Source organism: Aminobacter sp. MET-1, assembly GCF_026521175.1.
Lineage (GTDB): Bacteria > Pseudomonadota > Alphaproteobacteria > Rhizobiales > Rhizobiaceae > Aminobacter.
Map to the genome: position 1 here is coordinate 233,142 of NZ_JAMSHL010000003.1, position 12,030 is coordinate 245,171.

A 12,030-nucleotide genomic window follows, 5' to 3' on the forward strand; every position below is an offset into this window, starting at 1 on the left:
GCTTTCCCGGTCATGGATGTCGGATTGCCGCAATATCCGGCTTTTGCGGCGCGACGGCCGACACGTCACCCAGATGCCGCGCCACCTGCGCGCGGAAGGAGGCATCGATCTCCTGATAGCGACTGCGTGCCGACGTCCCAAGCACGGACTTCTCGGCCGCCGGCATGATCAGCAGGCGCGCGATGGCCGCCTCCAGCGCCTTGCGGTCGACATAAAAACTCTCGCCGAGATGCCGTGGCTCGGAGCGCGCGACATCCACCAGGACGCCGCAGCTCGCGTCGATATGCTCGTTCATCGGCGGCGCGTCGGTGGTGACCACCACGGCCCCCGCCGACATTGCCTCGACGATGTGATGGCCCCACCCTTCAGCCCGTGACGGGCACAGGTGAATGCCGCAGGCATTCTGCAGCCGCTTCAGCTCGGCATCATCGATATGACCGGAAAGCAGCGTCACGTTGTCAGGCACGCTGTCAGGCGCGTTTTCGGCCTTCTGCACCAGGATCAGCCTTGGCCATTCGGGATGCGCGCGCCACAGCGCCATCACATCCTCCGTGCCCTTCAGCGTGCTGCCCCCAGCCAGATGAAGGAACAGGCTCCAGTCCTTTTCGACGCTGGCGTCGAGACGATCCTCCGAGGTGAAACCGATATAGGTCGTCGGCACGCCAAGCGCCGAGAAGACGGTCTCGGCATGCCTGGTCTTGGCAAGGACACGATCGATTCTGCGAAGTCTCGCGATATGCCGACGTGGAAAGCGCTCCTGATTGGGGATGAGGAAATTCCGCACCCCGGCGGAAAACCAGGCGGGAAATGCACGCTCGATATGGATGATGGCCGAGGCCGCTCGCCGGCGCAGCAGCCAGTCCAGCAGCCTGCGCCCGCGGCTGGCTGCAAAGCCCGACCGTCCGCCGGCCTCGCCGATTGCCTCCACCAGCAATTTGACGTCGCGTGTGAGGCCATAATTGTTGTCGCGCGCGACAAACAAATAGTCGAGCAACCCGCCGGAGCGGGCAGACCTCGCGGATCCCTCGTCGATCGCATCCATTGTAGCCACCGGCGCGACGCCATGCGTCTCGCCGTGCGTATCCTCGACGCGCCCGAAAGTCAAAGAACGGCCGTTCAACTGCCTCTCCCGAGGCGCTGACAGGCTTCACCAGACATGACATAGGCGGACATGACATGAGCGGTCGCCACAACGCCGACCACGTCTGCATCTGGCCATTGCCCGGACAGGCTGCCCAGCCCATCGAGGTTGATAGAATATGTTTTCAAGCACGATCTCGCATAATCGTGCCCCCGAACCCGATGCGGCAATACGGCAAACGTCAGCCTGCGGCAAGCCGGGAGCAGACGGCTTTACAAGCTCCTGTCTCTATCAGGAATTCCGTCAGGATGTGGGGAAATCTGTGTATTTCCCCAAAAACGGGCAAGCAACCCAGGCGAGAAGTTGAGTCGAATCCAGAATACAACCTGACGCAATTGATCGGCCGTGACTTTCCCCAGCGTCGGCGGTTGCTTCAGCCCTGCGCCCATACCCGCTCGTAGACTTCGCGCAGGCCGGTCGCCTCGTTTTCGAGGCGGAAGCGCTTTGTCACATCCTCGAGCCCTGCGGAGCCATGCATCACCGCCAGCGCCGGATCGTCGAGATAAGGCCTGATCGCCTCGCGCAACGCACCGCCATCGCCCGCAGGCACGACGGCGCCGGTGACGCCCGGCGTGACGATCTCCTGATAGGAACCGGCGGTGCTCGCCACCACGGCCGTGCGCGAGGCCATGGCTTCGAGCGGCGTCAGACCGAAACCCTCGTTGCGGGAAGGCGCGACATAGACGGTGACGCGTCGATACCAGACCGCGACGTCGGGCACTTCGCCGAGGAACAGGATGCGGTCCGAAAGACCGGCGGCAGCGATGCGCTGCGCAAGCTCGTCGGCAAAGCCCTTGTGCTCTGCGGTGACACGGCCGGTGATGACCGCCGTCCATTCGGGGTGATGGGGCAGCAGCGAAATCATGGCGTCGACAAAAAGGTCGGTGCCCTTCTGGTGGCGGACACGACCGAAGCAGCCGATGGCATATCTGCCGGGCAGGCGAGCTGCGGCGAACTCATCTTCAGGTCCGCGCGCGGGATGGAATTTTTCGAGGTCGACACCGTGCATGACGACCTTGTGCGGCACTTCGAGGAAGCCCCCCGAAAGACGGCTGGTCGCAATCACGCCGTCCATCCGGCGGATCAGCCACTTGGTGAACGGCCTGTGATCGCGCTGGGCGGCAGAGGTGAACACAAGCCTGAGCGGCGTACGGAAGACGTGGCGCAGCACCAGCCCGGCCAGCATCTCGACATTGCGCCGGGCGTGCCAGATGCGCGGCCGCCCGGAGGATGGCCGCTTCAGCAGCAACGGCAGCTGCCACCAGCGCATCTTCGGCAGGCTGTCCGGCAGGCCCGGCCCGACCACGGCGATGCCGAGGTCGCGAGCCTGCACCGGCACCAACTGCACGATGGTGCTGGTGACGCCAGAAAGACGCTTCTTGAGATTGGGCGCCACCACCTCGATGCGCGCCATGTCGACCGCGCCGGGGTTTCCGGCGCGGGCTTTCGTTTCGGTCATCTTTGCCTGATCCGGCAGCGCGACTGCCAAGCCGTGCCTCGCCTCAGATGAACTGGACCTGGACGATCTCGTAGCCGCGGGCGCCGCCCGGCGCGTTGACCTCGATGGCGTCGCCCACTTCCTTGCCGATCAGCGCACGCGCGATCGGCGACGAGATCGAGATACGGCCGAGCTTCACATCGGCTTCCTGGTCGCCGACGATCTGGTAGGTCTTCTCTTCTTCGGTGTCCTCGTCGACCAGAACCACCGTGGCGCCGAACTTGATCTTGTCGCCATTGAGCTTGGTGACGTCGATCACCTCGGCGCGCGCGATCAGGTCCTCGAGTTCGTTGACACGTCCCTCGTTGAGGCTCTGCGATTCCTTGGCCGCGTGATATTCGGCGTTTTCCGAAAGGTCGCCATGCGAGCGAGCCTCGGCAATGGCCTCGATGATGCGCGGACGTTCTTCCTGCTGGCGCCAGCGCAGCTCTTCCTTCAGCGCGACGAATCCACCCGCCGTCATCGGAACCTTGTTCATAGTCGACCTCTCCTGGCCTTTGCCCCGCGCACTTTGCTGCCGCGAGGCACAAAAAAGAAAACGGTCCGGTGGCCTCGCCAACGGAACCGTCTCACATCGATGTCCCCTCAATATAGCAATACTCCAGCAGAATTCACGTCAAAAAATGACGCGGCTGCCATCGGCCTGTTGGCAAGCCGCCTGAGGAGACGCTTGCGGTCACCCCCTTGTGATTGGATTTGCAGGGCTTCGGCGCGTTGCAATGCCGGCAACGACGCAACGGAAACTGACGGGCGATGATTTTCAGGACTTCACTGCTTGCCATGACATTGACGCTGTCCTTGCAGGGCGCACAGGCCGAGAGCCTGAGCTTTGCCACCGACAAGGTCAGGCTGCGTGCCGACGTCGTCACAGACAACCTCGAGCATCCCTGGGGCCTCGCCTTCCTGCCCGGCGGCGGGGCCATCGTCACCGAGCGCCCCGGCCGTATCCGCATCCTCACCGATTCCAGCCTGTCCAAGCCCGTCGCCGGGGTGCCCAAGGTTGCCGTCGGCGGCGAAGGCGGGCTGCTCGACATCGCTGTTTCAAGGGACTTCGAGACATCCGGCACGATCTTCTTCGCCTATTCGGAAGCCGGGCCCGGTGGCATCGGCACGACGGTGGCTCGCGCCAGGCTGGTGCGTGACGGCTCTGCCCCACGCCTCGAAGACCTCAAGGTCATCTTCGCAACCGACAAGAAGTCCCAAGCACGGGTCCATTTTGGCGCGCGCATCATCGTCAATGACGACGGCACGCTGTTCATCACGACAGGCGACCTCGGCCAGCGCATGCGCTCACAGGACATGCACGACGCCGCGGGCGCCGTCGTACGCATCAAGACAGATGGATCGATTCCCTCCGACAACCCCTCGCCCGACGGCAGGAAGATGGCGCCTGAGATCTGGTCCAAGGGCCACCGCAACATCCAGGGCGCGTCGCTCGACCCCGTCATGGGCGGGCTGATGACGGTCGAGCACGGCGCCAAGGGCGGCGACGAGATCAACCACCCCGAAGCCGGCAAGAATTATGGCTGGCCTGTCATCACCTACGGCACCGACTATGACGGCTCAAAGATCGGCATCGGAACGGCCGCCCCCGGCTACGAGCAGCCGCTCTACTACTGGGACCCCTCGATCGCGCCGTCAGGACTGGTCAGCTACCGGGGCAAGATGTTTCCCGAATGGCAGGGCGACCTTCTCGTGGGCGCGCTGAAGTACCAGATGCTGGTCCGCCTGCACCGCGACGCCAGCGGAAAGATCCTGTCGGAGGAGCGCATGCTGCAGGACAGCTTCGGCCGCATCCGCGACGTGGTCGAGGCACCCGATGGTGCGATCTGGCTGCTGACGGACGAGGATGACGGGACAGTGATCAGGCTGTCGAGGGCAGATTAGGAACAATCCGTCCAGCAACAAAAAGGGACCGGGCGTTGGCCCGATCCCCTTGCCTATGCGGTGGCCAGATGGCGACGCGGCTGCACGGCCACGCCGATACCAGGCAGCGCTGTCAGGCAGCGCTCGAGCGGCGCGGCAGCTTCCAGCCTGGGCGGACGAAATGGCAGGTGTAGCCATGCGGATAGCGCTCGAGATAGTCCTGATGCTCCGGCTCGGCTTCCCAGAAGTCGCCGGCGGCGGCCAGTTCGGTCACCACCTTGCCCGGCCACAAGCCCGACGCATCGACGTCCTTGATCGTCTCCTCGGCAACCTGCTTCTGCGCATCGGAGGTGTAGAAGATCGCCGAGCGATAGCTCGTTCCGCGGTCGTTGCCCTGCCGGTTCAGGGTCGTCGGGTCGTGGATCTGGAAGAAGAACTCCAGGATGTTGCGGAAATCCGTCTTCGACGTGTCGAAGACGATTTCGATGGCCTCGGCATGGCTGCCATGGTTGCGGTAGGTCGCATTCCGCACATCGCCGCCGGAATAGCCGACGCGCGTGGAAAGGACGCCGGGAAGACGCCGGATCAGATCCTGCATTCCCCAGAAACACCCGCCAGCCAGAATTGCCTGCTCGGTCGTCATGCGGCTTCTCCCTTGTTGGTGATGGCTATCAGATAGTGTCGGGAGGCCGGATTTGCGAGCGGCAAGGGAGTTAACAGGCAATAGTGAGTAGAGCGGTCGCAGCCAGCGCCGCCCCCTCACTACTCACCACTCACTATTCGCTTACCCCCTCAAATAGCTCTCGATCTGCTCTTCGAGCATGCCGTATTCGCGGCACCCCTTGCCGCAGCGCTTTTCGATCTCGGACAGCTGCACGCGTGCGGCAGCGACGTCGCCAAGCATCAGATGGGCCTCGCCCATATATTCGCGCACCAGCGTGTAGTCCGGATTGTTGCGCAGCGCTTCCTGGTAATAACCGAGGCCGACGAGCACGCGGCCGGCCTTGCGATGCGAGTAGCCGAGGTAGTTCAGGATACGCGGGTCCGTCTTGTCGGCGGCAAGCGTCAGCACCTTGATGGCATCGTCATATTTGCCGTCCATGGCCAGCGCCCGGCCGGCCTTGTAGATGCTGTCGTCGTCGATCATGCCCGCCTTGGGCGCTTCGCATTTCTTGGTCTTGCCGTTGTAGATCTGCCCACCGGTACATTTGGGCTGCTGTTCAGAGCTGCCGCCATCGCCCGCCGCAAACAGCGGCGCCCCAAACAATGGCAGCGCCACCACGGCACCGGCCACAAGCATCAGATATCGGGACTGCATTGCCACCTCCTGAGATTGCCCATACGGAAGCTAACGCATTTCAGGCGATGTTTCATCCGGCCGAGCGCTGAAAACACCGAACGTCCGGCGGCCCTTCGGGCTCGGCAGCGAAAGGCCACACCGGATAGCTGCCTAGCTTTTGACGTAGCCGTGGATCTGCTCCGACAAGAAGCCATACTCGCGGCAGCTCGTGCCGCAGCGACTGGCAATTTCGGTAAGCTGCGCCCGGGCGCCCGCTATGTCGCCGAAGGTCAGGTGCGCTTCGCCGAGATATTCCCGCACAGGCATGTAGTTGGGGTCGTTGCGGATCGCCTCCTGGTAGTAGCCCAGGCCGACAAGCATTCGCCCGGCCTTGCGGTGCGAATAGCCGAGATAATTCAGGATACGCGCGTCGGTCTTGTCGGCAGCAAGCGTCAGCACCTTGATGGCATCGTCATATTTGCCGTCTATGGCCAGCGCACGACCCGCCAGGAACAGGCTTTCGTCATCGATCATGCCCGCCTTGGCATGCTCGCACTTCTTGCTTCTGATGCTGTAGATGAGACCAGGACGGCACTTGATCTGGGTGCCGCCACTGCCACTGCCACTGCCGCTGCCGCCGCCGCTGCCGGACATGCCGCCACCGGACATGCCGCCGCCTCCACCACCGCCACCACCGCCACCGCCGCCCCCTCCGCCGCCACCGGACGAAAGCACGGGTGCCGCAAACAGCGGCAATGAAACGAGCACGCTTGCCAGGAGTTTGAGATATCGGGTTTGCATGGCTTGACCTCCACCATTGCGTCCCCTCGGCGAGGTCAACGCATGGACGGCGGCATTTCGTCCGGCATCAGCCGCGAAAGATGAGCGCGGCCCCGCCGCCGATCAGCATGAAGCCGAGCGCGTGGTTCCAGGTGATGCCTTCCTTGAGATAGAAGACCGAAAAGATGACGAAGACGGTGAGCGTGATCACCTCCTGCATCGTCTTGAGCTCGGCGGCCGAATAGACCTCGTGGCCGATGCGGTTGGCCGGAACCGCCAGCCAGTACTCGAAGAAGGCGATCAGCCAGCTGAAGATGACGGCGGCGTAAAGGGGCGCCGCCTTGAACTTGAGGTGCCCGTACCAGGCAAAAGTCATGAACACGTTGGATGCGATCAGCATCAGCACCGGAAGTATCTTCGGCGACAGGAGCATTGCCATGGCGGGAAACCGTGTATGGAGGGAGGGGAATTCGGCTTTCTTTCAGCCCGACGCGGCGTCATGTCAACCGGAAGCGGGCTGCCGAAACAACGAGTTGATGACGTCGCCGCCAAATGCGGTATCATCAGGGCGGGAGGCTTGGCCTGGAGCGCTCTGCGTCCGGACGGACACCAAGGATGCTCCAGGATTTTAGACCTATGCACCACGCGTTGCGAAAATCGATCCCGGTTTTCGAGCCGACGCCCAAGGTGCAGGACCGGAGCGCGATCGTGCAGCAACGGCGTGACAAGGATTGGGACCTGTCCATCGGCCCGGACACGGTTCGCCTGTTCATCCTCAAGGCCAAGGCGATCAGTGCTGGCGTCAACGAAGACTACGAGGATGGCGCCGAGCACGAGGTCGAGTTCGACGGCGACGCCAGGGACAACCATCACCACGACGGGCTTGCCGAGGAAGAGACCGAGGACCTCACCGCCCGCGAGCTGCGCGAACTGATCGGCGACCTCAACGTCGATGAAGCCGCCGAACTGGTGGCGCTCGCCTGGGTCGGACGCGGCGACTACGACGCGTCCGAATGGCAGGATGCCGTGGCCGAAGCCCGCCAACGCGGCAACCGCCGCACCGCGAAATACCTGCTCGGCATGCCCATGCTGGGCGACTGGCTCGAGGAAGGGCTCGAGGTGCTGGGCGCCTGACCGTATGGCCTCAGGCGTTTCGGTGACACCGGCGTCACCGAAAGTGATGCCTCGACGGCGCCCGAAAACGCAACCGCCGATGGCATCGACCGTTGACGGCGATGCATTTGGACCCGCGCCACACCGCATTCCTGCTTCTTGTCCCTGCCCTTCTGGCCGCCTCGTCACTTCAGGCATCGGCCAGGCAGCCCGATTTGCCGGCACAGGCGCCGATACCCCAGCTGTCGCCGCTGACCGACACGCCGCGCCCGAATCCGGACGAACGCCCCGCCGAGCAGGCCGCGATCCCGATACCGCAGCCGCGCCCGGACGACCGAAGCGCGCCACGGGCCGCGCCGGGCGAGATGTTCGGCCCGCCCGCCCCGCAAATGCTGCCCGACGCCCGCTCCCATGCGCAAAGACCTGCCACCATGCCCGCTGAGGAGACGGCCTGCCGGGCGCGCTTGAAGCTGCTCGGCGCCGAGTTCGACGAAAGCCCGGCGCAAAGTGCCGCCGACGGCTGTGCGCTGCCCTTTCCGCTCAAGCTCAAGCGCCTGTCGCGCTCGGTCGACCTCGAGCCCGACGCAGTGGTCAACTGCGCCACTGCCGAGGCCTCGGTGCGATTCGCCGCCGATGTGATCGCACCGGCGGCGAAGGCGGAGTTTGGCGACGAGCTGGCGTCGATCAACCAGGCCTCCGGCTATGTCTGCCGGCCGCGCAACGGCACAAGAAAGCTGTCCGAGCATGCCTTCGGCAATGCCCTCGACATCTCGGGCTTCAGGCTGTCCAAGGGCAAGGAGATCGAGGTCGAACCGGCCCCGCCGCAAGCCGAGGCGAAATTTCTCGCCGCTGTCCGCAAGGCCGCCTGCGGTCCGTTCAAGACGGTGCTCGGCCCCGGCAGCGACGCCGATCATTCACGCCATTTCCATTTCGACCTGGCGCCACGCAGGAACGGCGGCACGTTTTGCCAATAGCCGGTCCCGGCCGCATTTCCGCCGCAGCCATGAATCCCGGCGCTGACCTTTCCTTTACGGTTAACGGCTAGGCTCGTTCCGTTAAGGGACAGGAGCCTGCGCATGGCCGCACATTCGCGCGCCAAAATCACAGTCAGACCAGCCAGCCTGCCGCGCCAGCGGCTGCTGTGGCTTGCCGCTGCGCTCGCAGCCACGGGCCTTGGCGTCAGCGCCTGCACCACGGGCGACGTCTTCGCACTGCAGCCGGCTGTCGATGTCGGTTCGCAGACGGCCTCCCTGCCCCGTGCCGCAATCGCGCAGCAGGCGGAACCCGCGCCGATCATGGTGCCCGGGTCGCAGACGATGGCTTCCGCCCCGATCGAACCGACATTCGACGCCCAGGCCGAACAGCTCGGCCAGATCGAGCCGCAGATGCCCCAGCCGGTGCAGACCGCCTCGCTCGCCCCGGCCCAGGGCCGCGGCATGCAGACGCTGGTGCCGTCCAATCCCTATATGGTCGCCTATCCCAAGCCCGAGGACCCCTCGACGCTGCAGCGGACGGTGCCGCAGCGCGTGCCTGCGGTGATGCCGGCCGACGAGGTCGACTGCCGTTCCGATCTGAAGAAGCTCGGCGTGCAATACCAGGACCTGCCGTCGATCCAGGACGGCCCGACCTGCGGCATCGACTATCCGGTGAAGGTTTCGGCCATCGGCTCGGTGCAGATGAAGCCGGCGGCAACCGTGACCTGCCAGATGGCGGCCAGCTTCGCCGCCTGGACCAAGCGCGACCTCGTTCCCGCCGCCCGCCTGCGCTACTTCTCGGGCGTGAAGACCATTCACCAGGGCTCGAGCTATTCGTGCCGCAAGATCGCCGGCACCCGCACGCTGTCGGAGCATGGCAAGGGCAATGCGCTCGACATCATGCGCATCGAGCTCAACAGCGGCCGCGACATCGACGTCGAAAAGCCCGGCCTGTTCGCCTTCCGCACCCGCGGCTTCCTCAACACCATCCGCGCCGATGGCTGCAGCTACTTCAACACGGTGCTCGGTCCCGGCTACAACTACGATCACCGCAACCACTTCCACTTCGACATCAAGCAGCGCCGCAACGGCTATCGCGCCTGCCGCTGATGTGAGGAAAAGCAACCGTTAGTCGTTTTCATCAGCCTGTACACGTTCAATTGCCTATTTCTTTAGTCTGTGCTTATTCTTGGTTCGGTTTGGCGAGCGACGGCGTCAAATGGCACGAGGAAATCTGTTTCGACAGGCGACCTATTGGTTCGTCGCCATCTGCGCGACATACCTCCTGCTCGCCTATGTCATGACATCGGCCTTCTGGTCGTCGCGCCTGCTCGACGGCGCGCTCGAGCCCGGATCCTACATGACGCAAACGCCTGACGGCGCCGACGGCGAGCCAATAAATGTCGGGCTGGTCGGCAGCGAACACGACGTGGTCAGCGCCATGGCGACCGCCGGCTGGAGCCCGGCCGACAAGAAGAGCCCCGTCTTTGCCGACGAAAACAACCCGTCCTCCCTGCCCGACTTCGAGGAAGACAACCTGCCATCGGGCATCCTGCTGCTGAACGGCAAAACAGAGGATATGGCGTTCGAGCGCATGGCGGATGCCGGTCGCAAGGAGCGCCATCGCCTGCGTCTCTGGCACAGCTTCGCCAGCGGCGACGGACGCCGCCCCACCTGGTACGGAAGCGCCACCCTCGACGAACACTCCGATTTCGGCGGCAGCGAGAGCCATGGCATCGCAGCCGACCTGGATGCCGCCCGCAACTATGTGATCGCCAGCCTCGATGCCGTCGGTTGCCTGCAATCCACTAGGGCCGAAGCAGGCGTCGGCTTCATCGCAGCGAGCCGCAATGCCCAGGGCAACCCCTATTACACCGACGGCAAGATCGTCATGGCCGTGCTGGTCGAGGCCAAGTAGCGGCGGCACGGTGGCGGCTTTCGAAAGAGTTTCAGCGACCACCTTTCCGAAACGGCAGTCGAGATGCTATTGAGCGGCGGCTATGCTTTACGCTGAAATCGGTATCGTGGTCGTCCTCATCTGTGTGAACGGCCTTCTGGCAATGTCCGAACTTGCCATCGTCTCTTCCCGTCCCGCGCGCCTCAAGGCCATGATTGACCGCAATGTCAGTGGTGCGGCGCGCGCTCTCGAACTCGGCTCCAACCCAGGCAAGTTCCTGTCGTCGGTGCAGATCGGCATCACGCTTGTCGGCGTGCTGTCTGGCGCCTTCTCCGGCGCCACCCTCGGCGAGCGTCTCGCCGCCTATCTCGCCGGTGTCGGCATGAGTGTCGGTGCCGCCAACGCGCTCGGCGTCGGCATCGTCGTCGCCGTCATCACCTATGCCTCGCTGATCATCGGCGAGCTCGTGCCCAAGCAGATCGCGCTGCGCGACCCCGAAGGCGTCGCATCCCGCGTCGCGCCTGCCATGTCGCTGCTCGCCAAGGTGGCGCTGCCAGTCGTCTGGCTGCTCGACATCTCCGGCCGCGCCGTCCTCTGGCTGCTCGGCCAGCGCGGCGAGAGCGAGGAAAAGGTCACCGACGAGGAGATCAAGATGCTGGTCGCGGAGGCCGAGCATCACGGCACCATCGAATCGGATGAGCGCCGCATGATCGCCGGCGTCATGCGTCTCGGCGACCGCGCCGTGCGCGCTGTCATGACCCCGCGCACCGATGTCGACTGGATCAACCTTCAGGCCGACGAGGCGGCCGTCCGCAAGCTTCTCATGGAAACCCAGCATTCGCGCCTGCCGGCCGGCGAAGGCTCCGACGACGCCATGGTCGGCGTGCTCCAGACCCGCGAACTGCTGGCGGCCCTGCTCGCCGGCCGTCCGTTCGACCCGCGCCAGCACATCCGCCCGGCTCCCATCGTCCACGACCAGGCCGATGCGCTCGACGTGCTTGCAACCCTCAAGCAGTCCGACGTGCCGATGGCGCTGGTCCATGACGAATACGGCCATTTCGAAGGCATCGTCACGCCCGCCGACATATTGGAAGCCATCACCGGCGTCTTCCGCTCCGACCTCGACGAGGACGAGGAAGAATTCGCCGTCCAGCGCGAGGACGGCTCATGGCTGCTCGCCGGCTACATGCAGGCCGACGAGATGGCCGACCTGCTCGGCATCGACCTGCCCGAAAACCGCGACTACGAAACGGTTGCCGGTTACGTGCTGTCGCACATGCATCACCTGCCTTCGACCGGCGAATGCGTCGATGCGCAGGGCTGGCGTTTCGAGGTCGTCGACCTCGACGGCCGCCGCATCGACAAGGTGCTGGCCGCCCGCCTGCCCGGCGCGCAGCGCGAACCGGCACGCTGACGCGATTTATCGAACAGCCCTCACCTGGCGGGTGAGGGCCAATTCACTCGAACCCAAATGGACAAAAG

The 12,030-nt window shown here is 64.4% G+C and carries 13 protein-coding genes; 6 read left to right on the forward strand and 7 right to left on the reverse strand.

All coding sequences use genetic code 11. The annotated features are described in order from the left end of the window. Nucleotides 1-10: 10 nt before the first annotated feature. The 3 genes from NDO48_RS06130 to greA form a co-directional block, all read right to left on the reverse strand. Complete coding sequence (locus NDO48_RS06130) at nt 11-1,120, reverse strand: glycosyltransferase (RefSeq protein ID WP_267321120.1); 1,110 nt, start codon at nt 1,118-1,120, stop codon at nt 11-13. Between the two features lie 394 nt (nt 1,121-1,514). After that, entirely contained in the window at nt 1,515-2,600 is a 1,086-nt protein-coding gene (locus NDO48_RS06135; RefSeq protein ID WP_267321121.1) for a glycosyltransferase family 4 protein, read from the reverse strand. Nucleotides 2,601-2,643: 43 nt separating this feature from the next. Next, a complete protein-coding gene (greA, locus tag NDO48_RS06140) occupies nt 2,644-3,117 on the reverse strand; it encodes a transcription elongation factor GreA (protein ID WP_018428938.1) in 474 nt (157 codons plus the stop codon). A gap of 275 nt (nt 3,118-3,392) precedes the next feature. Between greA and NDO48_RS06145 the strand changes: the two genes are divergently transcribed. Continuing rightward, a complete protein-coding gene (locus tag NDO48_RS06145; protein ID WP_267321122.1) occupies nt 3,393-4,526 on the forward strand; it encodes a PQQ-dependent sugar dehydrogenase in 1,134 nt (377 codons plus the stop codon). A gap of 112 nt (nt 4,527-4,638) precedes the next feature. On the opposite strand, the gene msrA is transcribed toward NDO48_RS06145, so the two are convergent. The 4 genes from msrA to NDO48_RS06165 form a co-directional block, all read right to left on the reverse strand. Further along, on the reverse strand, nt 4,639-5,148 hold the full coding sequence (gene msrA / locus NDO48_RS06150; protein ID WP_267321123.1) for a peptide-methionine (S)-S-oxide reductase MsrA: 510 nt from the start codon (nt 5,146-5,148) through the stop codon (nt 4,639-4,641). Nucleotides 5,149-5,289: 141 nt separating this feature from the next. Beyond that, entirely contained in the window at nt 5,290-5,823 is a 534-nt protein-coding gene (locus tag NDO48_RS06155; protein WP_267321124.1) for a tetratricopeptide repeat protein, read from the reverse strand. Between the two features lie 132 nt (nt 5,824-5,955). Beyond that, a complete protein-coding gene (locus NDO48_RS06160) occupies nt 5,956-6,585 on the reverse strand; it encodes a tetratricopeptide repeat protein (RefSeq protein ID WP_267321125.1) in 630 nt (209 codons plus the stop codon). A 67-nt stretch (nt 6,586-6,652) separates the two neighbouring features. After that, the gene (locus tag NDO48_RS06165; protein WP_018428943.1) at nt 6,653-7,003 is read right to left on the reverse strand and encodes a DMT family protein; all 351 of its coding nucleotides are present in this window, start codon (nt 7,001-7,003) and stop codon (nt 6,653-6,655) included. A 269-nt stretch (nt 7,004-7,272) separates the two neighbouring features. Here NDO48_RS06165 and NDO48_RS06170 point away from each other — a divergent pair, with 269 nt between their 5' ends. The 5 genes from NDO48_RS06170 (at nt 7,273) to NDO48_RS06190 (ending at nt 11,962) form a co-directional block, all read left to right on the forward strand. Beyond that, nucleotides 7,273-7,698, forward strand: a complete 426-nt coding sequence (locus NDO48_RS06170; protein WP_267321190.1) for a DUF3775 domain-containing protein — start codon at nt 7,273-7,275, stop codon at nt 7,696-7,698. 101 nt (nt 7,699-7,799) lie between these two features. After that, nucleotides 7,800-8,651 carry an extensin family protein gene (locus tag NDO48_RS06175; protein WP_267321126.1) on the forward strand — a complete coding sequence of 284 codons (852 nt, stop codon included), beginning with the start codon at nt 7,800-7,802 and terminating at the stop codon, nt 8,649-8,651. Between the two features lie 102 nt (nt 8,652-8,753). After that, nucleotides 8,754-9,761 (forward strand): extensin family protein, encoded by a 1,008-nt coding sequence (locus tag NDO48_RS06180; RefSeq protein WP_267321127.1) that lies wholly within the window; start codon nt 8,754-8,756, stop codon nt 9,759-9,761. Between the two features lie 109 nt (nt 9,762-9,870). Then, nucleotides 9,871-10,569, forward strand: a complete 699-nt coding sequence (locus tag NDO48_RS06185; protein ID WP_267321128.1) for an LssY C-terminal domain-containing protein — start codon at nt 9,871-9,873, stop codon at nt 10,567-10,569. A gap of 82 nt (nt 10,570-10,651) precedes the next feature. Then, on the forward strand, nt 10,652-11,962 hold the full coding sequence (locus tag NDO48_RS06190; RefSeq protein WP_018428948.1) for a hemolysin family protein: 1,311 nt from the start codon (nt 10,652-10,654) through the stop codon (nt 11,960-11,962). Nucleotides 11,963-12,030: the final 68 nt, after the last annotated feature.

Coding starts and splice junctions, on each gene's coding strand:
- NDO48_RS06185 (WP_267321128.1), top strand. CDS start 9,871: ATGGCACGAGGAAATCTGTTTCGACAGGCGACCTATTGGTTCGTCGCC.
- NDO48_RS06155 (WP_267321124.1), bottom strand. CDS start 5,823: ATGCAGTCCCGATATCTGATGCTTGTGGCCGGTGCCGTGGTGGCGCTG.
- NDO48_RS06135 (WP_267321121.1), bottom strand. CDS start 2,600: ATGACCGAAACGAAAGCCCGCGCCGGAAACCCCGGCGCGGTCGACATG.
- NDO48_RS06175 (WP_267321126.1), top strand. CDS start 7,800: ATGCATTTGGACCCGCGCCACACCGCATTCCTGCTTCTTGTCCCTGCC.
- NDO48_RS06160 (WP_267321125.1), bottom strand. CDS start 6,585: ATGCAAACCCGATATCTCAAACTCCTGGCAAGCGTGCTCGTTTCATTG.
- NDO48_RS06190 (WP_018428948.1), top strand. CDS start 10,652: ATGCTTTACGCTGAAATCGGTATCGTGGTCGTCCTCATCTGTGTGAAC.
- NDO48_RS06145 (WP_267321122.1), top strand. CDS start 3,393: ATGATTTTCAGGACTTCACTGCTTGCCATGACATTGACGCTGTCCTTG.
- NDO48_RS06165 (WP_018428943.1), bottom strand. CDS start 7,003: ATGGCAATGCTCCTGTCGCCGAAGATACTTCCGGTGCTGATGCTGATC.
- greA (WP_018428938.1), bottom strand. CDS start 3,117: ATGAACAAGGTTCCGATGACGGCGGGTGGATTCGTCGCGCTGAAGGAA.
- msrA (WP_267321123.1), bottom strand. CDS start 5,148: ATGACGACCGAGCAGGCAATTCTGGCTGGCGGGTGTTTCTGGGGAATG.
- NDO48_RS06180 (WP_267321127.1), top strand. CDS start 8,754: ATGGCCGCACATTCGCGCGCCAAAATCACAGTCAGACCAGCCAGCCTG.